Raw genomic sequence first — 25,724 nt, 5'->3', positions numbered from 1 at the left:
ATTTTATAAAAAAGGATTTTCAGTCTTATTTCAAGACTGAAAAAAATTTCATATTTATTTCCAACTCATGACCTAGCCAAAAAAGTAATAACCTCAGTGGGCATCACTTTTTTGTTTACTATCCGTCAGTTCGTTTTTTCTTAAATTCAAAAACTGTTCGACAACTGCTATTTCTTCTTTTGTAAGGTCAGGAGTTTCGGCAATTAGCTGTGTGATTTTACTCGTTCTTTGTGTGCTAGTAGAAACAGTTTTCTTGGCACGAAAGAAATTAGTGATTGTACTAGTAATCATCCCGATAAAAGCAATTCCAAATAACATCATAATGGCCGCTAGGATTCGACCAATCGGAGTAACAGGAACAATATCCCCGTAACCAACAGTTGTAGCCGTAACAATTGCCCACCAAAGTGCATCTGGGTAATTATTTATCTCTGGTTCGATAAATACCATGGGAACCGGAATAATAATCACGAGTAAAATAAAAATCATTAAGAAGCGATTTAACCCATTAGAGCGGAAAAAGTTATAAATTGGAACTATATAACGTTTTCCCATTGCGGTAATACTTAAGAGATGGACAAAGCTAGCAATCCGCGCCGCCCTAAACCCACCATAAAACGGGATAATGGCAATTAACTGGAATGGATGTGTCTTGACGTAATGCCATTTGTTATCAGCCCGATAAAACCTGACCACATAATCCAGCGTAAAAATCACCCAAATAATCCAATTCAGAATAAACGTAAAAGAATTGTGATAGGGTAAAAGGGCAAGCGATAAAATTATGAGAACAAGCATAAATGACTCATAAATCATTCTTCTCTTTGTTTTGTCCAAGTTCTTCACCTCGTTAACTTATACTCTTCTTCATTTTAGCATAAAACAACCGAAAACCTGCATGTTATCTCAAAAAAAGCTAGCAACCAAAGTCACTAGCTTTTCCGTTATTTTATTCGCAAGCGATTGCTTTTGCTTCTGGATGCGAGTAAACATAAGTAACATAACAAGGCAAAAAGCATCGTAATAATTAAGCTATGTGCCAGTGCGATATATAAGTTTACCCCTGTATATACTGATAATGCACCAGTAACTGCTTGAAGGGCAATAAACACAAGTGACAAAATCATACTAAAAGTGAGCACACGATATCTTCTGTAGTCGCGGAAAACTAACCAAGTGACATAGAGTAGCCAAACAATTAAGATGAATGCGGCTAGTCGGTGAAAATATTGCACATAATCTTGCACGGAATCTGGCATAATAAATTTTCCGTTTTCAAATGGCCAAACTGGAACGGCCATACTTGCTTTCTCATGACGGACAAGCGCTCCTGTATAAACAGCTAAATACGTATAAATTGTTAATGCATAAATGTTTATCCGGAGTTTTGTACCCATTACTAAATTTCTAGCATCAAATTTTCGATCTACTTCAAAAATCATTAACGCGAGTAATACAATCGATGCGTAACAAATAATCGAAATTCCAAAGTGCAATGCCATGATATATGGATTTTGTCCCCAAACAACAGCAGCCATCCCCATAAGCGCTTGGATAATTAGAAACAACACCGCAACAATCGCTAGCGGTTTTGTTTCCCGCCGATCTTTCATATAAATCCAAGCACAAATGGCTAGAACAATTACAAAAATAGAACTAATACCAGTTGTCATTCGATGCATGAATTCAATTAATTTTTCAGGTGTTACATCTGTTAAATGAACTAATTGCCCATTACATAAAGGCCAACTATTACCGCAACCATCTGCGGAACCAGTTTTTGTTACTAGCGCGCCGCCAAATACGACGACAGTCATACAAATAATAGTTAAGACAGACCAAATTTTCAAGAATTTTTTCATTATCTACCAATCTCTCCTTTAGATGCGTGTGAGATTTTTCTAATTTATGTTTATATGTATAAGTTCATGAGTACACATCAAACTTATTGTAGCGTGTTTATTTAAAGATGTAAAGTTTACAAGTCTAAAGCCGATTTATTGACAAAAGGTGCGTATTTTTCACATAATAAGGGTATAAGATATCTATCAGTTCGCAATCACTGGTTTATATCAGCAAGTGTAAGGGGGAGAAAATGTGAATCAGATAGAAAAAACTGGGGAGTTCTCGGCGAGTAGATTTACTGTCCGTGATTTTACCGAGCTTGTGAAAATTGGTATCGTAAATTCCAATACGATTACTGCTTTTACAGGAATGTGGTTAGCCTTTCAGTTAAATGGTATTTCTTTTATCCAAAATGTAGATGTGATATTCTTTACTATCGTCGGTTCAGCACTTATTGTAGCTGCTTCGGGCGCTTTTAATAATGTCATCGACCGGGATATTGATGGAATTATGGAACGAACTAAAAACAGGCCAACAATGACTGGGAAAATATCCGGGAAACGTGCCTTAATGGTCGCTATTGCTTTAGGTCTTGTCGGAACGATTATGCTCTTTATGACAACTTGGCAAGCAGGTCTGCTAGGCGTTATTGGTGTCTTTTTGTATGTCGTCGTTTATTCACTTTATGCAAAAAGAAAATTAGTTAGTAATACAATTATTGGTAGTTTTTCAGGAGCTGTACCGCCGCTTATTGGGTGGTTTGCTGTCGAACCAAGTTTTAGTATTGTACCAATAATGTTATTCCTTGTGATGTTTTGTTGGCAACCACCGCATTTTTATGCAATTGCTATTAAACGGAAAGAAGAATATGCCGCTGCTGGGATTCCAATGTTACCAGTAGTAAAAGGCATTGAAAGAACGAAAAAAAGCATGTTTTTCTGGGTTGTCTTATTAACCATCCTACCGTTTTTCATGTTTGATTTAGGTATCGTTTATGTTATTTTAGCCACCTTGCTAAATATCGGTTGGCTCGCACTTAGCATATATGGTTTTAAAATGGAAGATAGTATCAAATGGGCTAGATGGATGTTCGTTTACTCATTAAACTATATGACGATTTTGTTCGTCGCGATGGTAGTCATTTCGATTTTCCTATAAAGTTAGAACAATTACGAAGAAGTGCGATTTTTGTAGCGCTGATTCGTAATTGTTTTTTTGTGGTTTTAAAACTTTTCAAATGATAAGAGAATTGGTAAAATGGAAGTTACATCAAGTGAAGACAAAATAATGCCGAGGAGGGCAAAGTGTGAAGTTTATTATGAGAGTAGCTGTGCTATTAATCATTTTCCTATTCATTGGATATAACACAGATCTATTTTTTAGTAAATCAGTGGAAAAAAACACCGCAGAAGATACTGCCACCAAATCAAATTTTCCTGACGATAAAAAAACAACGAATGAAAATCCTGAACAAGTGGAAGATAGTTCGAGCTTGGCAAGATTTATTAACAAAAGTGTCAATGATGTAACAAAAGAATTTGGCGATCCTGTACGCGTGGATAAATCAGCGTATGGTTATGATAGTTATATTTATAGTCAACCTGGGACTAGTTATATGCAAGTCGGCGTGGCAAATAATACGGTGCAAACTATTTATGCATTAGGGCAAGATTTAAACGTTATGCCATATACGATTGGAATGTCTGCAGAAAAAGTATTCACTGATGCTAATTTGCAGTCGGAAATATCCTTTAATTATAAAGACAGCTATTATAAATTTGAACTTTCAGAAGAAGACTTAAATGCTAGACCAATCGTTAACATTGGTAGCGGCGTATATGCACAACTGAATTTTGATAAATTTAAAGCAAAATTAGTAAGTGTACGTTATTTGAATAAATTATCCTTCATTAAAATGCGACCATACGAATTATCTTACCAAGGTGAAATTTATGAAGAAAAACGGACACCTGCTGATTGGAATGCAATTGACACTGCTTCAAGTAAACAAGTGCTAGAAATTACCAATGTTATTCGTGATCGCTATGGTGTCGAAGAATTAGCTTGGGACGAAGCCGTTGCAAAAGTAGCATATGGACATAGTGTAGATATGAAAAAAAACGATTATTTTGACCATAATTCGCCGACACAAGGTGATTTAAGCAATCGATTAAGTGCCGGAAATGTAAAATATACGAAAGCTGGAGAAAATATTGCGTTTAATTACGTTGATAGTGCGGCTGCGGTGGAAGGATGGCTTAATTCCAAAGGTCATCGCGATAATTTATTGGATGGTTCTTATACCTATATGGGAGCAGGTACGTATCAGAAATACTATACGCAAAATTTTATTATTAAATAATGGTTCTATGGTATAATAAAATAAGTAAGTGATATGGAGGTGGCTAGATGCTCGCTACAATGGAAAATATGGCGCTACTCGACTTATCAGATGAGCTTGCTGGCATGATTATAGACTCCGAAGAAGCGCAAAACTACAAAAAATGTAAGCAGACATTACTAGATGACCCAACAAGTCAAAAAAATATTCGTCAATTTATACGAATAAAAGAACAATATGAGGAAGTACAGCGGTTCGGCCGGTACCATCCTGACTATAAAGAAGTAACAAGAAAGACTCGTGCTTACAAACGCGAAGTCGACATGGACCAAAACGTGGCAGCTTTTCGCCGAGCAGAGATGGATTTGCAGTCTCTTTTAGACGAAATCAGTTTGCTTCTCGCAAGTGCTGTTTCAGATAATATCAAAGTACCAACCGGTAATCCATTTTTTGAAACAAAATCAGCTTGTTCTACAGGGAGTTGTGGCAGCGGGGGAGGCTGCGGTTGTTCTGCGTAATGGTTATTCTAAAAAGAAGGGGCTTAAACAATGGAAAATGACAGACAAGCAATCGTCGTTTGGATGAATCATTTAAAGCAAGTTAGATCTTTGAAACGATTCGGGAATGTTCATTATGTATCTCGCAAACTAAAATATGCAGTTTTATATTGTGATATGGCGGAAGTAGAAGATATCTCCAACAAAGTTTCCAGGTTTCATTATGTGAAACGCGTGGAAATGTCTTTCCGTCCATTTTTAAAAACAGAATACGAATCCAAAAAAGAACTAATGTATGAACATAAAAATGAAGACGTACAAATCAGTATTTAATTATTGCAGCGAGACTAATTTAACTAGTCTTGCTGTTTTTTTGTACCTATTTATGATAAAGTAAAAAAGACATTGAAGTAAAGGTTGTGCGAAAAAGATGAGAGTCATTGCAGGAGAACGTAAAGGACATGCATTGAAAGCTGTTCCAGGGAATAATACTAGACCAACCACAGATAAAGTAAAAGAATCGTTATTTTCCATTATTGGACCATTTTTTGATGGGGATGTCGTTCTTGATTTATTTGCTGGCAGTGGCGGCCTTGGGATTGAAGCATTAAGTAGAGGTGCCGAGCGAGCTGTTTTTATTGACCAAGCTCAAGCGGCAATTAAGACGATTCGCTTAAATTTAGAAAGTTGCCATTTTGCTGACCGAGCAGAAGTTTATCGGAATGAAGCCGAACGAGCACTCAAACTGCTCCACAAAAACGAATGGAAATTTGATTTAGTTTTTTTAGATCCACCATATAAAAAACAACAATTAGAAAAGTTGCTCTTACAGCTGGAAAAATTAGCTTTAGTGAGTGAAAACAGTAGAATCATTTGTGAACACGACAAAGAAGCGGTTATGCCTGATACAGTAGGAAGTTTCGTTAAAATTAAAGCCGTTTCATATGGGATAACCGTTTTATCCATATTTGAATTTCAGGAGGCGTAGAGATGGAAAAAAAAATTGCAGTCATTCCAGGAACGTTTGATCCAATTACAAACGGACACTTGGACATCATTGAACGTGCAGCGAAAATTTTTGACGTACTGTATGTAGCTGTTTTAAATAATTCATCTAAAAAACCGCTTTTTAATGTAGAAGAGCGAATGGAAATGATTAAACAAGTGACTGCTCATTTGCCAAACATTCAAGTAGAAAGTGCGAGTGGATTAACGGTTGATTATGCTGCTAAGCGCGGAGCAACTGCGATTGTTAGAGGACTTAGAGCTGTTAGTGATTTCGAATATGAGATGCAAATTGCTTCGATGAATAGAACGCTCAATGCGACTATCGAAACTTTCTTTGTAATGACCAATACGAAATATTCTTTTTTAAGTTCTAGTATGGTAAAGGAAGTGGCGCAGTATCAAGGCGATATTAGCGAACTTGTTCCAGAAGTTGTAAATCAAGCGATCCAAGCAAAATTTAATAAGTAGGAGATGGACAAAAAATGCGTAAAGAGTGGAAAAAAATAACGGCCATTGTGCTGTTGCTAATTATTATAGCTGGCTTTTTTATTCCAGTTCCGTACTATATTTCAAAGCCTGGTGGAACCGAGGAACTTGCGCCACTCGTTACGGTTGAGAATCATCCTAATAAGAAAGATGGCTCGCTAAGTCTAGTTACCATTGCAATGGGAAAAGCCAATATTTATACATATATGACGGCAAAGTTTCTCCCATATCATGAACTCGAAAAAGATAGCGAGATAAAATATGATAATGAAACCGACGAAGAATACAATGTTCGTCAAATGCAAATGATGAACGAATCAAAAAACAATGCAATCCAAGTTGCCTACAAAGCTGCTGGTCAAGAAGTGAAAGTAACCTATGATGGTGTCTATGTGTTAAGCGTCATGAAAGATGTTCCAGCAGCAAAAGTGTTACATGCTGGGGATTTAATTACTGAAATAGATGGTCATGCTTTTAAGTCAAGCCAAGAGTTCATTGATTACATTCATGACAAAAAAGTAGGTGACACTGTTAAAATAAAATACAAACACGACGATAAAAATGAAGAAGCGACTATCGAACTTACAGCAATTGATAAAAAAGGTACACCTGGAATTGGGATTACGCTTGTAGATGACGAAAAAATCACCGCTGTCCCTGAAGTGGAAATTGATTCTGAAAAAATTGGCGGGCCATCAGCTGGCTTAATGTTTAGCCTAGAAATTTATAGCCGTTTCCAAAAAGATGATTTAACAGACGGAAAGAAAATTGCTGGAACTGGGACAATTGATCCTGATGGAACCGTTGGAAGAATCGGTGGAATTGATCAAAAAGTAGTGGCAGCCGATAAGAGTGGCGCGAAAATCTTCTTTGCTCCAAATGATCCAATTACCGCAGAAATGAAAAAAAGCGATCCATCCATCGAAAGCAATTATGACACAGCAGTAAAAACAGCCAAAGATATCGACTCAAAAATGAAAATTGTACCAGTGAAAACGTTCCAAGATGCTGTCGATTATTTAGAAAAATTACAATAAATAAAGTAACCGCTGCAAATCAATTGTTTGCAGCGGTTGCTTTTGTATAGAACTTATAAATATTGTGCAGTTAAAGATTGTTTATTTTGCAGTAAATCCATTGGTGCTCCTTCAAAAATAATTTGCCCACCAGCACTTCCGCCTTCTGGTCCAAGGTCAATAATCCAGTCAGCATTTCGAATGATATCAATGTTATGCTCAATCACAATGACAGTATTTCCTTTACTTACAAGGGAATTAATGATTTTTAAAATATGTTCGATATCAGACATATGCAGCCCAGTAGTTGGCTCATCCATAATGTAAATCGAACCTTTTTTATGAAGTTCATTCGCAAGTTTGAGACGTTGACACTCTCCGCCAGAAAGTGTGCTAAGTGCCTGACCAAGTGTCACATAGCCAATTCCAACTTCTTCCATCGCGCTAATTTTCTTCAAGATTTTTTTATCCGTAAAGAAATCAAGCGCTTCGGAAACAGTTAACTCTAAAACATCACTGATAGACTTACCATCTAGTTTATAAGCTAGGACGGACTCTTGGAAACGCTTACCATGACAGACTTCGCAAGAGGTGCGAATCGAATCCATGAAAGCTAAATCCATGGTAGTGAAGCCTAGTCCTTTGCAGTTTTCGCAAGCGCCTTTGGAATTATAACTGAATAAAGAAGGGCTGACATCGTTTTCTTTCCCAAATGCTTTTCTGATTGGGTCCATGATTCCAGTATAGGTTGCTGGATTGGAGCGGATATTCGCATGAGCCGCCGATTGATCAATCATAATCGCATCAGGATATTCTTTGAGAAACACTGAATTAATCAGTGTGCTTTTCCCAGAACCGGCAACACCCGTTATCACAGTAAGTACTTCTTTCGGAATGTTTGCTTGGATATTTTTTAAGTTAAACTGGCTGCTTTTATCGGTAGTTAAGAAACCATTTGGTGAGCGAGGTTTGTCATTAATGGGTAGGTGACGGTTCAAAAATCTTCCAGTCAACGTATCTGCTTTAAGTAAATCGTCATAACTGCCAACAAACTGGATTTCTCCGCCATGTTTCCCAGCGTGTGGGCCAACATCAACAATATGATCAGCAATTTTGATAACATCTGGATCATGTTCAACAACTAGAATTGTATTTCCTTTATCGCGCAATTTCACTAGTAGTTCATTTAATCGGTGGACGTCACGCGGATGGAGTCCAATGCTTGGCTCATCAAAAATGTAAAGTAAGTCCGTTAAGCTACTATTTAAGTGACGAATCATTTTGACGCGCTGTGATTCACCGCCAGAAAGAGACGCGGTTTGGCGGTCGAGAGTCATATAGCCTAAACCGATATCAATTAAATGTTGCAATCGCTCTGTGACACTTTTAATCATCGGAACGGCAATCGGATCTTTAATTGCAGCAATGGTTTGTTTTAATTCATCTAATTGCATCGCGGTATAGTCAGCAATATTAGCTTCATTTATTTTACAAGAAAGAGCTTGTTTGGAGAGTCTTGTTCCAGAACACGTATCACAATGCGCAATATGTGTAAACTTATCAACGCGTTTTTTGGTAGAAGCAGACATATCGCCTTCTTTTTGGATGTAAAGCCGATTGAACTTTGGAATTAATCCTTCATAGCTTGCGTTCAAGCTACCCATTGGTGTCTCTAGAAATACCTTAATATCTTTACCATTTAAAAGTAACTCATACTCTTCTTCGGTATAATCTTTTATTTTTTTATCCACATCAAAAAAGCCGGAATAAGCATAGGAATTCCAGTACCATGAGTCCACTGAAAAAGTTGGGAAAAGGATGGCGCCTTCTTTTAGTGATTTATTTGGGTCGAGTAATTTGACTAAATCAACCGTGACTTTTTGACCTACGCCGTGACAATCAGGGCACATACCAGCAGGATCATTAAATGAAAATAGATTTGCTGTCCCAATGCTCGGTTTACCAACTCGGGAAAAAAGTAATCGTAAAATAGAGTTAATATCAGTGATAGTTCCAAGTGTTGAGCGAGAATTACCGCCAAGTCGTTTTTGGTTAATGATAACAGAGGTCGAGAGGTTTTCAATGGAATCGGCGTCTGGCTGCTTATACTTTGGAAGAAAATTACGCAGATAAGCGCTGTAAGTTTCATTGAGCTGGCGTTGCGATTCAGTGGCAATAGTTTCAAATACAATAGAAGATTTTCCGGATCCTGATACACCAGTAAAGATGGTGATTTTTCGTTTAGGGATATCAAGGGAAATATTTTGGAGATTATTTTCACGTGCTCCTCTTAATCGAATATATTCTTGTACCATACACATACCTCCTGTTTTTTGAGTCGAACAGGTATCATAGCAAAGTTCGAACATCGAAGTCAACTAAAAACCTTGTAAAAAATTTATAAGGTTATAATTGGTGGAATTTGAAAATCTCCTTTTTGATAGAATTCTACGCCTTTTGCAAGCGAATAAATAGTTGTCGCTTTTAAATCTTCTGTTAATAATCCTGGTGCTGCTTTAGAAGCGGTAGTAACAATAGGAAGAGAAATATTTTTTTTGTGAAGTGCTAAGTATTTTTGTCCGATTTTATTCATGCCGAGAATCCGGATATATGGTTTGGATTCAGTAGTAGTTGCATTTAATAAAATTTGCAAAGCAGTTCGCTGGATTCTTGCATTGCTATAACGCTTTGTTTTTGTTCGTTCGATAAAGTCACTAAAAGTTTCAGCAGTGGTGGCAGCTTCCTGCATTCGATTTTGAATTCCTTCACTAACTCCACGAATATAGCTAAGTTCTTCTGAAGTGGCTTGCAGAAGCCGGAATTTCAGGAACGGCCAGTAGTTATCCCACGATAAAAAGGGGCCGTGGTAAGCATGTAAAATTTGTAAGGAACTTTCTGGTAAATAATTAGCTGCTTGTTCAAGTTTGCCAGCTAGCAATAGTTTTCGAATGGCAGTGGCGCTGGCAATTTGAGCATGGACAGCTTGCTCATCGTGATAATTTGCATGCGCTCTCGGAATGGACTCAAGCTTAATTGCAGGATTTTGTTTAGCTACACCAAGCGCATAATGAAAGCCGAGAATGTTATTTGGTTGTGTCACATCTAGTGTCTTTTCGCCAAGTAACATTTGAAGTGCGAGCGTATAAGCTTGGGCATAAGAAGTTTGTTTATTTTGTAGGACTTGCTTGATCATTTGGTTGAGAGTAGCTTCCTGATTGACTACAATCTCAGCAGCTTCTGCAAAATCATTCACTTTCCCATGTTCGCTGCCGAAAAATAAAGTATCGATATGAAGAGCATTTAAAATACGGACAGATTCTTCTGCAAAAATTGTTGCATGTTGGGTCGCGGCAGAAACTGGGAGCTCAACAACCATATCAACGCCAGCTGCAAGAGCCATTTGAGTTCGTTCCCATTTTGGAAGGATAGCAGGCTCACCGCGCTGAACAAAAGAGCCACTCATAACAGCGATAACTACATCTGGCTTTGTCCACTCGCGCGCCTTATTTAAATGAAGTTTATGACCATTATGAAATGGATTATATTCTACCACAATACCGGTTGCTTTCATCTCTATTCCCTCCCTTAGATATTCCTATTTTAGCATAAATTACAGCCGGTGTTGCTACTACTTCAAAAACCATTGACAAAAGCCTTTAAAAAAGCTATAATATTTTGTGTTGCGCTTGGAGTGATGTAGGATGAAATGGTCTATCAGTCAATTGAAAAAATATCGTGACAGCAACTTCACGATTAATGAAAAAGCTGACCTAAAAAAGTTCTTTCAAGAGAACAATATAGACGTTCGTGATGCAAGCCCCGTAGAAGTAACTGGGGAATTAATTGTACACCCAGAAGAAGTTGTTGCTAACCTTACTATGAAAGGTGAGTGGACGCTTCCATGTGCCCGTACACTGGAGGATGTTGTTTATCCTTATGAAGTGCATGCGTCAGAAACTTTTGTGAAATCCAAAGAACAAGTTTTGGATGAATCTTGGCATGTGATGGAACAAGATATGGTCGATTTAACCCCTGTAGTAGAAGAGCTTTTACTAGTAGAAATTCCGATGCAAGTTTTCAGTGAAGAAGCACTCGTTATGGACAAGCTTCCACGTGGAACCGAATGGGAAATGAAAACAGAAGACGCCGATCTGCTAGAAAAAATTGCAAATGAACCAAAAGTGGATCCTCGTCTTGCGGGATTAGCTGATTTTTTCGGTGAGAAAAAAGAGGACTAATTTCCCCGTGAAGCTGGAATATATTAAGAAATTCATTTTTCTTAGATTAACGATTAGTTATCGTCAAGGAGGTGTAAGGAAATGGCAGTACCTTTTAGAAGAACTTCAAAAGCCAAAAAGCGCAAGCGTCGTACACACGTTAAACTTCAACTTCCGGGCATGAACGAATGCTCGAATTGCGGCGAATACAGACTTTCCCACCACGTATGTCCTGAATGTGGACAATATGATGGTAAAGATGTAGCAAACAGCTAATATTGTTAAAAACAGGTGACGTTTCACTTGTTGAAGACGAACCTCGAAAGACGCCATGGGTCTTTCGAGGTTTTTGTTTGTCTAAAAGTGCAAACAATCGTCAATTCTGCTAAAATAAAAGCATTAACCTATATGGAGCTGAACGAAATGGGAAACCAACTAAATATTGGTATTATTGGTGCAGGGGCAATGGGACTTCTTTATGCAGCAAACTTTGCTAAAAGGTCGAAAATCACCCTTTTTACACGAAGAGCAGGACAAAAAAATGCCTTAGAACAAAAAGGAATTTTATTAATAGATAACGAATCAACGGAAACAATACATATTAACGCGGCAGAAGTTACGGATATAGCAGAACTAACTAAACAACAGTTCTTAATTGTCGCTGTAAAACAATACTCTTTGCAGGAAATCGTTCCATTATTACAAAAGGTGCCTGTTGAAATCCCGATACTATTCATCCAAAACGGCGCGGCACATTTAGATGCTTTACCATTACTTGGAGATAAGCGAACTATTTTGCTAGGTGTTAGTGAACACGGAGCAGGTCGTGAAAATGATACGACAGTTATTTGGCGCGGACACGGAAGGACGAAATATAGCCTTTATCAAGGCACACTAAATCCTTCTATAGAAAATTGGTTAACATCACTCCCTGAATTTCCAGTAGAGAAACATCTGAGCTATTTGGAGATTATTCAAGAAAAACTGTTTATTAATGCTGTTATCAATCCATTAACAGCAGTACTAGGCGTGCGAAATGGCGAGCTTTTAGAAAATCCAGAGTGGCTTCAATTACTTTATTCGTTAGTAGAAGAAATAGAAAAAGTACTTCCTGTCGAAAATGGTGTAGAAAAAGTGAAGGCGATATGTCGAGTAACGGCGAATAATTATTCTTCTATGGCGCTTGACCAAAAACATCATCGTAAGACGGAAATCGATGGGATTGTACGACCAATTTTAGAAAAAGGGGAGAGCGAAGGGGAATTACTTCCTACCCTCCGCACGTTCTATCATATTATTAAAGGCTCGGAAGGAGATAGAAATGTTTGAATGGTTAACTAATTCAGTGGCAATTATTATTATTTTACCAGTATTGATTTTTATTTTAACGATGTTTATTTCTGGTCTTTGGATTCGGAAAAGTCAGCGTAGAATAATGTTAGCAGCAGATGTATCTACGCTTTTTCTGATTATTGCAGTTCATTTCTTTATGATTGTATTATTTAATCACTCTTTCTTACTTTATATATTACTATTTTTATTTATACTCGGGATTGTTATTGTTCTTATTGCCGCAAAAAAAGAAGGCGAGATTCACTTTAGCAAAATCCTCCGTGGTTATTGGAGACTTTGCTTTTTCATCTTCGCCTTACTGTATGTGGGACTCTATCTTTATGGTATTATTTATAGTTTGATTTTGATATTTTAAGTGGTTTAGTTTCCATCCAAACTTTACTCAAATCAAAATAGCCATAGGGATTTTCGGAAACGCCTTTTATCATCGAGTGGAGCGATTGGCTTCTTTCCGGATGGTGTAAATAAATTAAATAGTGATTACCTATCAACCAGCGATCGATTTCTGTGCGTAAGGCGTCTCTTTTAGAGGCGTCTTTTTCTGATTTCATTTTTTCTAAACGAATCGCCATTTCTGTCAAAGTTTCCTGGCTAAAAAGGTGTTGCGGTAGCAGGTAAGGGTTATTTAAGAAATCTAAATAGGCTAATTCACCATCAGATGAGGGGATTTCACCCATCATCATCATATCCGTTTCGTCTTCTGGCGTACTTGAATAAGAAGCTTCTTCATGATTTATAATTTTTGGTACTAACTGAATACCGAAGACCGCTGCCGCTTTACAAATCCATTTTGTTTCTTGAAGCGCGGATGGATGTTGTGTCGTTCCTAAAATCACTTTTTCGCCTTGATAGTTTGCATGCTTTAATAAAGTAGCAACTTTTTCGGGATGCTTTTCAGGGGTAATCGACTTTTCTGGGTAGTAATTAGAAGCAACAGTGCCATAGTTTTCGAACAATTCTTTGCTTGCCTTTTGACAGTCGAGTATATGATAGATTGCTTCACGAAATGCACTATGCTGAGCGACTCCTGTTCTGTGACCATTAAAGCAGATGAAGTTAACTCCCACCCCAATCTTACGGTGTTCTACATAAGCTGGGTTTTCTTCATAATCTACAGAAGTGAATTGAATCGGAATAGTTTGAATCGCTTGATTATTTTCGGCCGTCCAAAACTCGACGCGGTCCAGAATCGGTCGCTCCAAAAAATAACTATCAAAAGCTTCTAATATAAGATGCTCATCGCTTCTTTGTAGCATTCGAAAGGCGCCAGTGGAAATCCATTTGTATTCATCAAAGGATACATCACGTGGCAAAATTGTCATATTGGGTGTGCATAAATAGCGAATGAAGAATGGATTCGGCTTTTTCAGATAAATGGTGATGGTGAACTTATTGATACAATCAACCGCTTGAATATCTTCCATTTGCCAAAAAGAAACAGTTTTTGGATGTTTGGCGCGAAGTAAGGTGAATTTGATGTCTTCACTATCAAGCATTCGCCCATGGTGAAAAAGAACGCTTTTGCGGAGATAAAATGTCCATTCCTGGTAATTAGCAGAAGCTTTCCAGTGATGCGCGATATGAGGGATTACTTTTTCTTCCGCTTTATCATATTTAACAAGTGGGTCACCTATCTGGGTTAGTAAAAAAGCTTCAAGCGAGACAGATGTGTGAAGTGGATCAAGGGTAGTTAGCTTGCGGCGCATAATGGAGCGTAATACTTCTTGCTGGTTTTCAGTTACTTGCAAACCGAATAATTGCTGGATTTCATTAGAGGTGCTTGCAAACCAACTTTTAGGAATAGTGAGACTAGATAAAAATAAAATATCGCCGAATAGTTCCTCGGCAAGACTCTCTTTTAGTGCAGCTAACACTTCTTCTTCTAACCTTTTTGTAAATGTAATCGTGGAAAAATTACCGCGACCAAGTCCAGGAGAATAAATAAGTTGATTTGTTTTTTGATATTGATGCAATTTTCTTTTGGCGTTTTTGGGTGTACAAAACCAAATATCGGCCAAATCATTTAATTTAAAGCGAGCCTCTAATTCAGGCGTTAAGCTATAAAGGTAAGCACGCATAATGAAATAATCTTTATCCACAATATCACTCCTGCCTAAAAGGGGACATAATGCTAATTTAAATACCCTTTTTATATTCAATGATCCCTTTTATACTAACAGAGTAGTCAGAAAAAAAGCAAACGGAGGGGATTACATGTTTAAGGAATTGCACCCAAATATTCGTGCGCGGATATTGATTCAATTTTTGAGTAAAGTAATTGGTTCGATGATTTTCCCTTTTATGGCGATTTATTTTTCGATGGAGATTAATAGCGGTGTTGCCGGGATTCTCCTAATGATAAATGTGTTTGTTCAGTTTGTGGCGGGGATATATGGTGGACATTTAGCGGATATTATTGGACGCCGGAAGTTAATGGTTTCAGGAGAAGTGCTGAAGGTTTTTGCTTTTCTTGGTATGGTTCTTTGTAATTCTTCGCTGTTTCATTCGCCTTGGCTAACGTTTGTTATGTTGCTTATTATTGGTGTAGCGCAGGGATTGATTAATCCGGCCGGAGAAGCGATGTTGATTGATGTAAGTACGCCGGAAAATCGTGCGTTTATGTATTCGATTAGTTATTGGGCTAACAATTTATCGATGATGATAGGGATAATCGTTGGTGGATGGTTTTTTGTGGGACATCTTTTTCCGCTTCTTATGGGATTATTCATTATGTCGTTTGTGACAGCTTGGTTGACGTTTAGCTTGATTTCAGAGACGTTAGAACAAAAGAAAGTTCTGGAAAAAGGTTCTTACGGTTTACTCAAAATGTTCAAAAGCTATGGACAAGTCTTACATGATTATCGTTTTCTTTTATATACAGTTGGCGGGATTGCGATTATGTCCATCGAGTTTCAACGTAGCAACTATATTTCTGTTCGTTTAGCAGAAGACTTCCATAATTTGCTTGTTAACCTGGGACCACTCGGGATGATTCACCTCAATGGTGTCCAAATTGTTAGTGTTTTAACAGCTGTGAATACACTGTTTATCGTTCTCTTTACAGTACCGATTGCAAAGTGGGTGACAAGCCGAGCGCAACAACCGATTATGTACGCAGGTTTCTCATTGTTTGCGATTGGGTTTGCGGTTTGTGCTTTTGCGAATAGTCTTCTCGTCTTATTACTAGCCACAGCTGTACTTTCCATAGGAGAACTACTTTATGTTCCAACGAGGCAAACAATTCTGGCGGCAATTGTAGATGACAATAAACGTGGTGCATACATGGCTTTTAATGGAGTCATTTTTCAAATGGGAAAAATGGTTGGATCAGTAAGCTTAGTTTTTGCACCGTTTATTGGTAAATATGGTATGGCAGTCTTTACGATTTTGCTTGGTATTTTGGCAATTGCTTTTTCAGTAGCAGCTTTAAAAGCTGGGTTTGAAAAAGTGCTAGCAAAATAATTTTTCTGAAAAAGTGGGGACCCCCTCCACCGAGCCCCACAAATCTTTTGTAGATTAAAATGGTTGGAAATGGCTTTAAATAGGGAATTAATCATTCTAATGATTGGATAGAATGATTTTTTTTTGCATTTTTTTAGGTTTTGAGTGGTGCGAAGTGGGGAGATGTGGTAAAGTGGTATGGAGGAAAGTGGGTGAAGTCTAATGTTCATGGGAGAATATCAACATAACATCGATATAAAGGGCAGATTAATTGTGCCAGCTAAGTTCCGTGAGCTTTTGGGGGATAATTTTGTTATAACCCGAGGACTTGACAAGTGTTTATTTGCTTACCCACAAGAGGAATGGAAAAAGCTAGAAGAAAAACTCCAAACCTTACCTTTAACGAAAAAAGATGCTCGTTCCTTTACACGTTTCTTCTTTTCTGGCGCGTCTGAATGTGAACTAGACAAACAAGGGCGGATTAATATTCCCTCCAACTTACTACAGTATGCGGATTTGGAAAAAGAAACGGTTATTATTGGGGTTTCTAGTCGTATTGAAATTTGGAGTAAATCAGAGTGGGAAGATGTCTTTAACGAGGCAGAAGAATCATTCGCTGATTTAGCCGAAAATATGATTGGCTTTGATATTTAAGGAGGAAAATCATATGTTTAAACACGAGACGGTGTTACTACATGAAACTGTAGATATGCTTGAAGTAAAACCAGACGGAATCTATGTCGATGCAACACTTGGCGGCGCAGGTCACTCAGAGTATTTACTAAATAAGCTTAATGAAAAAGGGCACTTATTTGCGTTTGACCAAGATCAAACAGCAATTGATAATGCAAAAATAAAATTGGCAGCATATAGCGATAAAGTTACTTTTGTTAAAGCGAATTTTCGTTATATGAAAGAAACATTAAACGACCGTGGAATTAGTGAAGTGGATGGAATTTTATATGATTTAGGTGTTTCTTCCCCGCAACTTGACGAAAGAGAACGTGGTTTTAGTTATCACCAAGATGCAGCGCTTGATATGCGTATGGATAGGGAGCAAGAACTTACAGCAAAAATAGTTGTAAATGAATGGTCCTACCAAGATTTAATTCGAATTTTTTTTCAATATGGAGAAGAAAAATTTTCCAAACAAATTGCTCGTGAAATCGAACGCCGCCGCGAAGTAAAACCAATTGAAACAACTGGCGAACTCGTAGATATCATTAAAACAGCTATCCCTGCACCTGCAAGACGAAAAGGTGGGCATCCAGGGAAACGAACTTTTCAAGCGATTCGAATCGCGGTTAATGATGAACTTGGCGCAGTTGAAGATTCACTTGCAGAAGCCTTAACTTTAATTAAACCAGGCGGCAGAATAAGTGTCATTACATTTCATTCTTTAGAAGACCGCATAACGAAGCATTTATTCCAAGAAGCGACAAAAGGGCCTGATTTACCACCCGGTCTTCCTGTCATTCCAGATGAATATAAACCAGACTTTAAACTAGCTACTAGAAAACCAATTGTACCAAGTGAAGAAGAGCTGGAACAAAACAACCGAGCACGTTCAGCAAAATTACGTGTCATCGAAAAAATTATTAAATAGCAGGAGTTGAAAAAATGTGAGCAATGTCGCCTATAAATCTAATCTTGAACCAAATAAGGTACATAGAGAAGCGGAACAACATAAAAAACAAATCTTAAGACGAGGTCAAATGACTCTTGGCGAAAAAGTAATCATCACGATAGCGCTTGCGATTGTTTTAGTTGTTGCTTTCCGAATCATTAGTGTACAAGCACAAATTTACACAGTAAACCAAGAAATTCAAACAAAAGAAAAGAAAATTGTTGAGCAACAAAAATCTAATGAAGACTTAAAAGTAGAAGTAAAAGATTTAGGGAGATATGAACGTATTTTAAAAATCGCTAAAGAAAAAGGGTTAAAACTTGATGGTGATAATGTGAAAGTGGTAGATGGACAATGAAACGGCGTATAGGTAACATGAGAAGGGGAGCGCTAGTGCTTTTTATCTTTTTCACTATTCTCTTTCTCTTAGTTTCTGGTCGTTTTCTTTATTTGCAAATTGTCGGTGAAGCGAACGGGGTGCCACTCGCAGCAAAAGCATCTAAACAGCATTTGAAAAGCAGTGTTCTCGAAGCAAAGCGCGGCTCCATTTTAGATCGAAAAGGAGAAGTGCTAGCAGAGGATACGGCTTCTTACACAGTTGCTGCAGTTGTTAGTGATAAGCTTCCAAAGACTACTAAAAATCCAATGCGTGTTGTGGATGAAGAAAAAACAGCACAAGTTCTAGCTAAATATATTCCGATGGACGAATCTGATATTTTAGATAAGCTCAATGAAAAAGGAAAGTATCAAGTCGAATTTGGCGCTGCCGGGAAAAATATTTCTACAGAAACAAAAGCAAAAATTGAAAAAGAAAATTTGCCAGGAATTGAATTTACTCGTCAGTCCGAACGCTTTTATCCTAATGGAACCTTTGCAACGCAATTAATTGGTTTCGCCCAACAAGAAGAAGAAAAAAACAAGTCTGTTCTAGAAGGTAAAATGGGAATTGAATCTCGTTTTAATGAAGCCTTAACTGGAACTAACGGAAAAATTGACTATAGTACCGATCGAATGGGTTATATTTTACCTAATTCTAAAAATAAAGTGACAAAAGCCAAAGACGGCAAAGATATTACATTAACATTGGATAAAAAAATTCAAACCTTTTTAGAAGATACCATGACGACTGTTGATGCAAAATACAATCCGAAAAATATGATGGCGGTTGTTGCAGATCCAAAAACAGGAGAAATTCTTGCAATTAGCCAACGTCCATCCTTTAATCCTGCTGATCGCTCTACTATTACAGGAAACAGTTCAAGCATCTGGCAAGATTTACCAGTTGAATACGCTTATGAGCCGGGTTCAGTCATGAAAATTATCTCCCTTGCTTCAGCGATTGATACCAATGTGTACAATCCAAATGAATATTACCAATCAGGGTCATATAAAGTAGGAGATATTGCCATTCATGACCATAATAATGGGGTTGGTTGGGGATCGATTCCGTATCGTGAAGGTGTGGAACGCTCTAGTAATGTCGCATTCGCTAAACTTTTAAACAAAATGGGTACAGATACATTCCATACCTATTTAGATAAATTTGGTTTTGGTAAGAAAACGGGCATTGATTTGCCAAACGAAACAAGTGGGAAAATCCTTTATAACTATCCAATCGAAAAAGTAACCACTGTCTTTGGACAAGGGACAACTGTTTCGATGATGCAAATGATTCAAGCTGCATCGGCCATTGCTAGTGATGGTACGATGAAACAGCCATATGTTGTTTCCAAAGTAACCGATCCTAATACGGGAAAAGAAACGGAAACAAAAACAACCACTGCTGGAAAACCTATAAGTGCAGCAACAGCTAAAAAAACTCGTGATGAACTAAAAAATGTTATTAGCGGAGAGCACGGTACAGGTAAACTATATGCAATTCCAGGTTATGATGTAGCTGGTAAAACAGGGACATCGCAAATTCCAAATCCAAAAACTGGTAAATATATGACAGGGGCAAATAATTATATTTTCTCTTTCCTTGGAATGGCACCAGCTGATGATCCAGAATTAGTTATTTATGTGACGATGCAACAACCACAATTATCTGGAAGCGAAACTGGCGGAGAAGCAGTATCAGAAGTATTTAATCCAGTTATGAAAAACAGTTTACAATATATGAATATTAAACCAGGTGATGTCGAAAAATTAGCATCTGAAAAAGTACCAGTTGTAACAGAAAAAACAGTAACTGATGCTAAAAAAACAGTGACAGCTAAAGGGCTAGAAGCAGTTGTCGTTGGTAATGGTAAAAAAATTGTCCAGCAACTGCCACAAGCGAACAGTGATTTAATGCAAGGCCAAAAAGTAATCTTGATGACAGATGGCGATATGACAGCTCCGGACATGGTAACATGGTCCAAAGATGATGCTTTAAAAGTATCCGAAATCACAGGTATTCCTTTTGAATTCAGTGGTTCGGGTTATGTGAAGAGCCAGAGCGTATCAGCAGGAAGTGTCATTAATAGTGATACAAAAATGAAAATCACGCTCGCTCCTCCTGAACAAATCAGTCAGTTTAACCAAAATCACGATCAAGATCAAGCTGAAAAAAATAAGAAAGCAACAGACATCCAAGAAAACGCCGGCATTGGAGATTTGCTTAATCAATAGTAGGAAGATAGAAGTATGTCGGCTCAAGAAACTGGCATACTTCTAGCTTTAACTCCGATATGTGTCTTTAGTCGTGGTAGATATAGTTTGTTGTTTTTGCTAAGATAGAAAAGGATTCTTTTTGGTTTTAGCAAAAATAACAGAAAGAATAAGTTTGAGGAGATGGCAAGAATGAAGTTAAACGAACTAATGCAAGCTATCCCGGTGTTCACTGGAGAGGCAAGTGCTTCAATAGAAGTTAGCCAAATTGCCCAAGACAGTAGGAAAGTGAAACCAGGAACATTATTTATATGCATCGACGGGGAATTAGTAGACGGACATCAATTTGCGAGGAAAGCAGAAGCGCTTGGTGCGGTGGCAATTATTGCTGAAAAACCAGTAGATGTAGCTGTTCCTGTTATTTATGTGAGAGATTCCAAACGCGCGATGGCCATGCTCGCTAATTATTTTTATGGTTCACCTACCCAAGCGTTAAAACTAGTAGGAATTACTGGAACAAATGGGAAAACAACCGTCAGCCATTTAGTAGAACAAATCGTCCGTGAAAGTGGAGAACAGACAGGTCTTATTGGAACGATGTATCGCAAAATTGGCGATGAAATTTTGGAAACAAAAAATACGACTCCTGATAGTCTAACTTTGCAAGAAACCTTCCGTGAAATGCTTCTTCGGGGCGTAAGTACAGCGGTGATGGAAGTTTCTTCTCACGCGTTAGTGCAAGGGCGGGTTTACGGTTCCGATTACGATGTGGCGGTATTTATGAATCTATCGCAAGACCACTTAGATTATCACCATACAATGGAAGAATACGCTTACGCGAAAAGTTTATTGTTTGCGCAATTAGGCAATAGTTACCATACAAGTAACCCAAAAATTGCCGTTTTAAATGCTGATGATGAAGAGAGTGTGCGGATGCAAACCGCAACAGCTGCACATGTTATCACATTTGGAATAAAAGCAGCAGCCGATTTTAGGGCTTCGAACATTCAAATTACTAGTCATGGTTCGACGTTTGATTTGGATACACCGGAGGGTCGTTTTAAACTTAAGATAAAAATGATTGGTAATTTTAGTGTATACAATGTGCTTGCAGCTATCGCAACAAGCTATGCGTTACATATTCCTTTAGAAAATGCTATTTCAACAGTAGAATCTATTCCTGGTGTGAAAGGTCGGTTTGAGCTTGTACATGCCGGACAAGATTTTCCGGTTATTGTTGATTATTCTCATACGCCGGATGGTCTCCTTAACGTCTTGCAAACAATCGATGAATTCGCGGAAAAACGTGTTTTCGTAGTGGTTGGTTGTGGCGGCGATCGAGATAAAGGAAAACGACCACAAATGGCGAAAATTGCCGTAAAATATGCAACAAATCCAGTATTTACATCCGATAATCCTCGTAGCGAAAATCCACGAGAAATTATTGAAGATATGATTAATGGTGTTCCAGAAAGCGATTCTTACGTAGTTCATGAAAATCGTCGTGATGCCATTCAATATGCTATCAGTGAAGCAGAAACAGGGGATGTTATTCTAATTGCTGGAAAAGGCCACGAAGATTATCAAATCATTGGTGATGAAGTAATCGATTTTGATGACCGCGTGGAAGCACGAATAGCTATTGAAAAAAAACTCGGACTCGCATAAAATATGAAGTGAAATGCTTTGACAAACAGATTGGGGAGAATTTATTGTGTCTTTATACATGTTAGTATCAACATTTGCAGTGGCTTTTATCATTACAGTGATAGGTATCCCACTATTCATACCATTTTTAGTGAAATTGAAATTCGGACAAAGTATCAGGGATGAAGGTCCGAAAATGCATGAAAAAAAATCAGGAACACCAACTATGGGAGCAGTCGTTTTTATTACAGCTATGCTCATTAGCTTTTTAATTTTTTCTTTCATCAGTGGGGAAGCAAGTGCCGCAACTTGGCTACTCTTTATTGCGCTAGCATTATTCGGTGCGCTAGGTTTTCTGGATGATTACATCAAAGTAGTTCAAAAGCGTAACTTAGGTCTTACTTCGAAACAGAAATTTTTAGGTCAAGTAGCGATTTCAATTTTATTCTACTTAGTGTATCATTTCAGTGGATTTGCTGAAACGCTTAAAATTCCATTTACAAGTACAGAGATTGACCTTGGTTGGTTTTTTGTGATCTTTATTCTTTTCTGGTTAGTTGGGTTCTCCAATGCTGTTAACTTAACAGATGGTTTAGATGGACTTGTATCTGGACTTACAGTGATTGCTTTTTCAGCTTTTGGGGTGATTGCTTTTTACCAGGAACAAATGGACGTAGCGATTTTCTGTTTCGCCATTGTAGGCGGAATGCTTGGTTTCCTTCTGTTTAACAAAAATCCGGCGAAAATATTCATGGGAGATACTGGCTCGCTTGCACTTGGTGGAAGTATTGCAGCCGTATCGATTCTACTACATCAGGAATGGTTATTACTTTTAATCGGAATTATCTTCGTTATCGAAACAGCTTCGGTTATTTTACAAGTATTTTACTTTAAAGCAACTGGTGGAAAACGGATTTTCCGAATGACGCCAATTCATCACCATTTTGAACTTGGTGGTTGGTCTGAGTGGCGTGTTGTTCTTACTTTCTGGGGAATCGGACTAATTGGTGCGATTATCTCTGTGTGTGTAGTTATCTTTTAAATAAAGCGCCGCGATTTTTTGCGGCAAAAGCGTCTCTAGTTAGCTGTTTTTTTAACAGACTCTGGTTGGCGCTTTCCGTCGTTTTTGTGAATCTCATGAATCCGACCGCCAATTTTGATATAAATGGGGGAACCAAAGGAAATGAAAAAAATTGAAATGTACCATCACAAAAAAGTGCTTGTTTTGGGATTAGCAAGAAGTGGTGTTAGCGCGGCAACAATTATGCATAAACTGGGAGCCTTTGTAACAGTAAATGATCAAAAACCTTTTAGCGAGAATCCAGAAGCACAGGGACTTCTCGAACAAGGAATTAAAGTCATTTGTGGTTCTCATCCGATTGAACTTTTAGATGAAGGGTTTGAGCTAGTGATAAAGAACCCTGGTATTCCGTATAACAACCCGATGATTGAAAAAGCGCTAAAACTAAAAATACCAGTTATCACAGAAGTAGAGTTAGCTTATCAAATTTCAGAAGCACCGATTGTTGGGATTACTGGAACTAATGGGAAAACAACAACAACGACAATCATTCACCATATGTTAAATGCACATAAAGAAAATAGCTCTTTACTTGCCGGAAATATCGGTTTCCCCGCATCAGCAGTAGCTGAAAATGCGACAAGTGAACAGTATATCTCCATGGAACTTTCGTCTTTCCAATTAATGGGTGTAAATACATTTAGACCCCATATTTCTGTGATTACGAATATTTATGAAGCACATTTAGATTACCATACAGATCGCTCTGAATATGTCCAAGCCAAATGGCACATCCAGAAAAACCAAACCGAGGATGATTTCCTAGTTATTAACTGGGATCAAGAAGAACTGAAAAACTTAACAAAACAAACGAAAGCGCAAGTGATTCCATTCTCGACAACCCAACGCCTTGGTCAAGGAAGCTATGTTCAAAATGGAAATATTATGTTTGAAGATGAAGTCATTGGCGCACGGGATAGTATTTTACTTCCAGGAGAACATAATTTGGAAAATGTACTAGCATCTGTAGCTGTTGCTAAGACATTAGGAGTGACTAACGAAGAAATTATGCACGTACTAGAAACATTTAAAGGTGTAGAACATCGGACGCAATTTGTAGTGGAATGGCAAGGTCGGAAATTTTATAACGATTCCAAAGCAACTAACATTTTGGCTACGCAAAGCGCATTAAAAGGTTTTAAAAATCCAGTTGTTTTATTAGCTGGCGGATTAGATCGTGGAAACTCCTTTGATGAATTACTGCCATTTTTCAAAAATGTAAAAGCATTAATAGTCTTCGGGGAAACCGCAGATAAAATTGGCCGTGTAGGGAAAATAGCAGGTATTGAAGTATATTATGTCGATAATGTGGAAGCAGCTGTTCCGGTTGCCTATAAGGAATCTGCCCCAGGAGATATTATCTTACTTTCACCTGCATGTGCGAGCTGGGATCAATACCGGACATTTGAAGTTCGCGGAAATGCCTACATGGAAGCGATAAGCGAACTAATAGAAGAGGTGGAAAAATGAAAGTAGCAATAAGTGGTGGGGGCACAGGTGGACATGTTTATCCAGCCCTTGCATTCATCAGAGAATTAAAGAAACGACATCCAGAAGCGGAGTTTTTATATATTGGAACCGAAAAAGGACTTGAAGCGGACATCGTCAAACGGGAAGGAATTCCTTTTGAAGCGATTGAAATAACTGGTTTTAAACGTTCCCTATCACTCGAAAATGTGAAAACAGTGATGCGTTTCTTAAGTGGAGCCAAAAAAAGCAAACAGCTTCTTCGTGAGTTTCAACCGGATGTTGTTATCGGCACAGGTGGTTATGTTTGTGGTCCAGTAGTGTATGCTGCTGCAAAACTAAAAATCCCCACTTTGATTCACGAACAAAATAGTGTCGCTGGTTTAACGAATAAATTTTTAAGTCGTTATGCAGACAAGGTAGCGATTTGTTTTGAAGAAGTGAGCGACTCTTTCGCATCAGAAAAAATTGTTTTTACTGGAAATCCTCGAGCTTCAGAAGTGATTGGCGTAGATTCTAATCAGGCATTAGAAGCATATGGGCTTGTTTCAGGTAAACCGACAGTACTTGTTTTTGGCGGTAGTCGCGGAGCTCGTGGTGTCAACGAAGCTGTTGAAGCTATTTTGCCAGAATGGAACAACCGGGAGTTTCAACTGCTTTATGTGACTGGAGAAGTACACTATGAGAAAATCAAAGACAAACTAGCGGAATTAAAGCTTGGAAATCATATTAGCGTACAACCGTTTATTTATGATATGCCTAAAATTCTCAATGCCGTAACACTCGTTGTTTCTCGTGCTGGTGCGACAACACTGGCTGAACTCACAGCATTAGGTGTTCCGAGCATTTTAATACCAAGCCCCTACGTGACAGCTAATCACCAAGAATACAATGCTCGTGCTCTTGAAAAAAATAATGCAGCAATCGTGATTACTGAAGCAGAATTAAAAGAAACAAATTTAATGGATGCGATTGATTCCATTTTGAACGACGAAGAAAAATTAAATAGTATGAAAGCAAGTGCCAAACAAATGGGGCGTCCAGATGCGGCAAATAAGCTAGTCGAAGTTGCCCTAAGCATAATGAAATAAATCGTAGAAAGGAGC

Annotated in this window: 25 protein-coding genes; 20 read left to right on the top strand and 5 right to left on the bottom strand. The window is 38.0% G+C overall.

Annotation, left to right across the window (positions count from 1 at the left end):
- Positions 1 to 93: 93 nt before the first annotated feature.
- Positions 94 to 837, bottom strand: coding sequence for a potassium channel family protein (locus tag CKV67_RS10575; protein ID WP_014093391.1), 744 nt, complete (start codon positions 835 to 837; stop codon positions 94 to 96).
- A gap of 107 nt (positions 838 to 944) precedes the next feature.
- The gene (locus CKV67_RS10570; protein WP_014093390.1) at positions 945 to 1,862 is read right to left on the bottom strand and encodes a COX15/CtaA family protein; all 918 of its coding nucleotides are present in this window, start codon (positions 1,860 to 1,862) and stop codon (positions 945 to 947) included.
- Between the two features lie 235 nt (positions 1,863 to 2,097).
- Between CKV67_RS10570 and cyoE the strand changes: the two genes are divergently transcribed.
- The 7 genes from cyoE (at position 2,098) to CKV67_RS10535 (ending at position 7,214) form a co-directional block, all read left to right on the top strand.
- Complete coding sequence (gene cyoE / locus CKV67_RS10565) at positions 2,098 to 3,003, top strand: heme o synthase (RefSeq protein WP_025280028.1); 906 nt, start codon at positions 2,098 to 2,100, stop codon at positions 3,001 to 3,003.
- 148 nt (positions 3,004 to 3,151) lie between these two features.
- Positions 3,152 to 4,207, top strand: coding sequence for a CAP domain-containing protein (locus CKV67_RS10560; RefSeq protein ID WP_014093388.1), 1,056 nt, complete (start codon positions 3,152 to 3,154; stop codon positions 4,205 to 4,207).
- A gap of 47 nt (positions 4,208 to 4,254) precedes the next feature.
- Entirely contained in the window at positions 4,255 to 4,704 is a 450-nt protein-coding gene (locus tag CKV67_RS10555; protein ID WP_014093387.1) for a YlbF/YmcA family competence regulator, read from the top strand.
- 30 nt (positions 4,705 to 4,734) lie between these two features.
- Positions 4,735 to 5,016, top strand: a complete 282-nt coding sequence (locus tag CKV67_RS10550; RefSeq protein ID WP_003748837.1) for a YlbG family protein — start codon at positions 4,735 to 4,737, stop codon at positions 5,014 to 5,016.
- Between the two features lie 97 nt (positions 5,017 to 5,113).
- Entirely contained in the window at positions 5,114 to 5,671 is a 558-nt protein-coding gene (gene rsmD, locus CKV67_RS10545) for a 16S rRNA (guanine(966)-N(2))-methyltransferase RsmD (RefSeq protein ID WP_014093386.1), read from the top strand.
- 2 nt (positions 5,672 to 5,673) lie between these two features.
- Positions 5,674 to 6,159, top strand: a complete 486-nt coding sequence (gene coaD, locus CKV67_RS10540) for a pantetheine-phosphate adenylyltransferase (RefSeq protein ID WP_014093385.1) — start codon at positions 5,674 to 5,676, stop codon at positions 6,157 to 6,159.
- Between the two features lie 14 nt (positions 6,160 to 6,173).
- Positions 6,174 to 7,214, top strand: coding sequence for a SepM family pheromone-processing serine protease (locus CKV67_RS10535; protein WP_014093384.1), 1,041 nt, complete (start codon positions 6,174 to 6,176; stop codon positions 7,212 to 7,214).
- A 53-nt stretch (positions 7,215 to 7,267) separates the two neighbouring features.
- On the opposite strand, the gene CKV67_RS10530 is transcribed toward CKV67_RS10535, so the two are convergent.
- Positions 7,268 to 9,508 carry an ATP-binding cassette domain-containing protein gene (locus tag CKV67_RS10530; protein WP_025280026.1) on the bottom strand — a complete coding sequence of 747 codons (2,241 nt, stop codon included), beginning with the start codon at positions 9,506 to 9,508 and terminating at the stop codon, positions 7,268 to 7,270.
- 83 nt (positions 9,509 to 9,591) lie between these two features.
- The gene (locus CKV67_RS10525) at positions 9,592 to 10,764 is read right to left on the bottom strand and encodes a nucleotidyltransferase (RefSeq protein ID WP_014093382.1); all 1,173 of its coding nucleotides are present in this window, start codon (positions 10,762 to 10,764) and stop codon (positions 9,592 to 9,594) included.
- A 130-nt stretch (positions 10,765 to 10,894) separates the two neighbouring features.
- Between CKV67_RS10525 and CKV67_RS10520 the strand changes: the two genes are divergently transcribed.
- From CKV67_RS10520 to CKV67_RS10505, 4 genes are all read left to right on the top strand, one after another.
- Positions 10,895 to 11,431 carry a YceD family protein gene (locus tag CKV67_RS10520; RefSeq protein ID WP_014093381.1) on the top strand — a complete coding sequence of 179 codons (537 nt, stop codon included), beginning with the start codon at positions 10,895 to 10,897 and terminating at the stop codon, positions 11,429 to 11,431.
- An 81-nt stretch (positions 11,432 to 11,512) separates the two neighbouring features.
- Positions 11,513 to 11,686, top strand: coding sequence for a 50S ribosomal protein L32 (gene rpmF / locus CKV67_RS10515; RefSeq protein ID WP_003726143.1), 174 nt, complete (start codon positions 11,513 to 11,515; stop codon positions 11,684 to 11,686).
- Positions 11,687 to 11,833: 147 nt separating this feature from the next.
- Complete coding sequence (locus tag CKV67_RS10510; RefSeq protein WP_014093380.1) at positions 11,834 to 12,739, top strand: 2-dehydropantoate 2-reductase; 906 nt, start codon at positions 11,834 to 11,836, stop codon at positions 12,737 to 12,739.
- Positions 12,732 to 13,118 carry a DUF3397 domain-containing protein gene (locus tag CKV67_RS10505; protein WP_014093379.1) on the top strand — a complete coding sequence of 129 codons (387 nt, stop codon included), beginning with the start codon at positions 12,732 to 12,734 and terminating at the stop codon, positions 13,116 to 13,118. Before CKV67_RS10510 ends, CKV67_RS10505 begins: the two co-directional genes overlap by 8 nt.
- On the opposite strand, the gene CKV67_RS10500 is transcribed toward CKV67_RS10505, so the two are convergent.
- Entirely contained in the window at positions 13,090 to 14,862 is a 1,773-nt protein-coding gene (locus CKV67_RS10500) for an SgrR family transcriptional regulator (protein ID WP_025280025.1), read from the bottom strand. The genes CKV67_RS10505 and CKV67_RS10500 overlap by 29 nt on opposite strands.
- 115 nt (positions 14,863 to 14,977) lie before the next feature.
- Here CKV67_RS10500 and CKV67_RS10495 point away from each other — a divergent pair, with 115 nt between their 5' ends.
- The 9 genes from CKV67_RS10495 (at position 14,978) to murG (ending at position 25,709) form a co-directional block, all read left to right on the top strand.
- The gene (locus CKV67_RS10495; protein WP_014093377.1) at positions 14,978 to 16,225 is read left to right on the top strand and encodes an MDR family MFS transporter; all 1,248 of its coding nucleotides are present in this window, start codon (positions 14,978 to 14,980) and stop codon (positions 16,223 to 16,225) included.
- Positions 16,226 to 16,426: 201 nt separating this feature from the next.
- Positions 16,427 to 16,858: a division/cell wall cluster transcriptional repressor MraZ gene (gene mraZ, locus CKV67_RS10490; RefSeq protein ID WP_014093376.1), complete on the top strand. Its 432-nt coding sequence runs from the start codon at positions 16,427 to 16,429 to the stop codon at positions 16,856 to 16,858.
- 13 nt (positions 16,859 to 16,871) lie between these two features.
- Positions 16,872 to 17,810 (top strand): 16S rRNA (cytosine(1402)-N(4))-methyltransferase RsmH, encoded by a 939-nt coding sequence (gene rsmH / locus CKV67_RS10485; RefSeq protein WP_014093375.1) that lies wholly within the window; start codon positions 16,872 to 16,874, stop codon positions 17,808 to 17,810.
- A 16-nt stretch (positions 17,811 to 17,826) separates the two neighbouring features.
- Positions 17,827 to 18,189 carry a cell division protein FtsL gene (ftsL, locus tag CKV67_RS10480; RefSeq protein ID WP_014093374.1) on the top strand — a complete coding sequence of 121 codons (363 nt, stop codon included), beginning with the start codon at positions 17,827 to 17,829 and terminating at the stop codon, positions 18,187 to 18,189.
- Positions 18,186 to 20,444 carry a penicillin-binding protein gene (locus CKV67_RS10475; RefSeq protein ID WP_014093373.1) on the top strand — a complete coding sequence of 753 codons (2,259 nt, stop codon included), beginning with the start codon at positions 18,186 to 18,188 and terminating at the stop codon, positions 20,442 to 20,444. Before ftsL ends, CKV67_RS10475 begins: the two co-directional genes overlap by 4 nt.
- A gap of 171 nt (positions 20,445 to 20,615) precedes the next feature.
- Complete coding sequence (locus CKV67_RS10470; RefSeq protein WP_014093372.1) at positions 20,616 to 22,091, top strand: UDP-N-acetylmuramoyl-L-alanyl-D-glutamate--2,6-diaminopimelate ligase; 1,476 nt, start codon at positions 20,616 to 20,618, stop codon at positions 22,089 to 22,091.
- A gap of 46 nt (positions 22,092 to 22,137) precedes the next feature.
- Positions 22,138 to 23,112 carry a phospho-N-acetylmuramoyl-pentapeptide-transferase gene (gene mraY / locus CKV67_RS10465; protein ID WP_014093371.1) on the top strand — a complete coding sequence of 325 codons (975 nt, stop codon included), beginning with the start codon at positions 22,138 to 22,140 and terminating at the stop codon, positions 23,110 to 23,112.
- A gap of 141 nt (positions 23,113 to 23,253) precedes the next feature.
- Positions 23,254 to 24,621 carry a UDP-N-acetylmuramoyl-L-alanine--D-glutamate ligase gene (gene murD / locus CKV67_RS10460; RefSeq protein ID WP_014093370.1) on the top strand — a complete coding sequence of 456 codons (1,368 nt, stop codon included), beginning with the start codon at positions 23,254 to 23,256 and terminating at the stop codon, positions 24,619 to 24,621.
- Positions 24,618 to 25,709 carry an undecaprenyldiphospho-muramoylpentapeptide beta-N-acetylglucosaminyltransferase gene (gene murG, locus CKV67_RS10455; RefSeq protein WP_014093369.1) on the top strand — a complete coding sequence of 364 codons (1,092 nt, stop codon included), beginning with the start codon at positions 24,618 to 24,620 and terminating at the stop codon, positions 25,707 to 25,709. The genes murD and murG overlap by 4 nt, the downstream gene beginning before the upstream one ends.
- Positions 25,710 to 25,724 lie beyond the last annotated feature (15 nt).

The organism is Listeria ivanovii subsp. ivanovii (assembly GCF_900187025.1).
Taxonomy (GTDB): Bacteria; Bacillota; Bacilli; order Lactobacillales; family Listeriaceae; genus Listeria; species Listeria ivanovii.
The sequence above is the reverse complement of the archived record's forward strand: the minus strand, read 5'-3'. Positions and strand labels throughout refer to the sequence as shown.

Excerpts from the sequence above, each read along its gene's own strand:
- CKV67_RS10470 (WP_014093372.1), top strand. The coding sequence starts at position 20,616 with ATGAAGTTAAACGAACTAATGCAAGCTATCCCGGTGTTCACTGGAGAG.
- CKV67_RS10550 (WP_003748837.1), top strand. The coding sequence starts at position 4,735 with ATGGAAAATGACAGACAAGCAATCGTCGTTTGGATGAATCATTTAAAG.
- CKV67_RS10530 (WP_025280026.1), bottom strand. The coding sequence starts at position 9,508 with ATGGTACAAGAATATATTCGATTAAGAGGAGCACGTGAAAATAATCTC.
- rsmD (WP_014093386.1), top strand. The coding sequence starts at position 5,114 with ATGAGAGTCATTGCAGGAGAACGTAAAGGACATGCATTGAAAGCTGTT.
- CKV67_RS10525 (WP_014093382.1), bottom strand. The coding sequence starts at position 10,764 with ATGAAAGCAACCGGTATTGTGGTAGAATATAATCCATTTCATAATGGT.
- rsmH (WP_014093375.1), top strand. The coding sequence starts at position 16,872 with ATGTTTAAACACGAGACGGTGTTACTACATGAAACTGTAGATATGCTT.
- CKV67_RS10495 (WP_014093377.1), top strand. The coding sequence starts at position 14,978 with ATGTTTAAGGAATTGCACCCAAATATTCGTGCGCGGATATTGATTCAA.
- CKV67_RS10505 (WP_014093379.1), top strand. The coding sequence starts at position 12,732 with ATGTTTGAATGGTTAACTAATTCAGTGGCAATTATTATTATTTTACCA.
- CKV67_RS10520 (WP_014093381.1), top strand. The coding sequence starts at position 10,895 with ATGAAATGGTCTATCAGTCAATTGAAAAAATATCGTGACAGCAACTTC.
- CKV67_RS10555 (WP_014093387.1), top strand. The coding sequence starts at position 4,255 with ATGCTCGCTACAATGGAAAATATGGCGCTACTCGACTTATCAGATGAG.
- coaD (WP_014093385.1), top strand. The coding sequence starts at position 5,674 with ATGGAAAAAAAAATTGCAGTCATTCCAGGAACGTTTGATCCAATTACA.
- CKV67_RS10570 (WP_014093390.1), bottom strand. The coding sequence starts at position 1,862 with ATGAAAAAATTCTTGAAAATTTGGTCTGTCTTAACTATTATTTGTATG.
- CKV67_RS10475 (WP_014093373.1), top strand. The coding sequence starts at position 18,186 with ATGAAACGGCGTATAGGTAACATGAGAAGGGGAGCGCTAGTGCTTTTT.
- CKV67_RS10535 (WP_014093384.1), top strand. The coding sequence starts at position 6,174 with ATGCGTAAAGAGTGGAAAAAAATAACGGCCATTGTGCTGTTGCTAATT.
- murG (WP_014093369.1), top strand. The coding sequence starts at position 24,618 with ATGAAAGTAGCAATAAGTGGTGGGGGCACAGGTGGACATGTTTATCCA.
- CKV67_RS10510 (WP_014093380.1), top strand. The coding sequence starts at position 11,834 with ATGGGAAACCAACTAAATATTGGTATTATTGGTGCAGGGGCAATGGGA.
- mraZ (WP_014093376.1), top strand. The coding sequence starts at position 16,427 with ATGTTCATGGGAGAATATCAACATAACATCGATATAAAGGGCAGATTA.
- rpmF (WP_003726143.1), top strand. The coding sequence starts at position 11,513 with ATGGCAGTACCTTTTAGAAGAACTTCAAAAGCCAAAAAGCGCAAGCGT.
- murD (WP_014093370.1), top strand. The coding sequence starts at position 23,254 with ATGAAAAAAATTGAAATGTACCATCACAAAAAAGTGCTTGTTTTGGGA.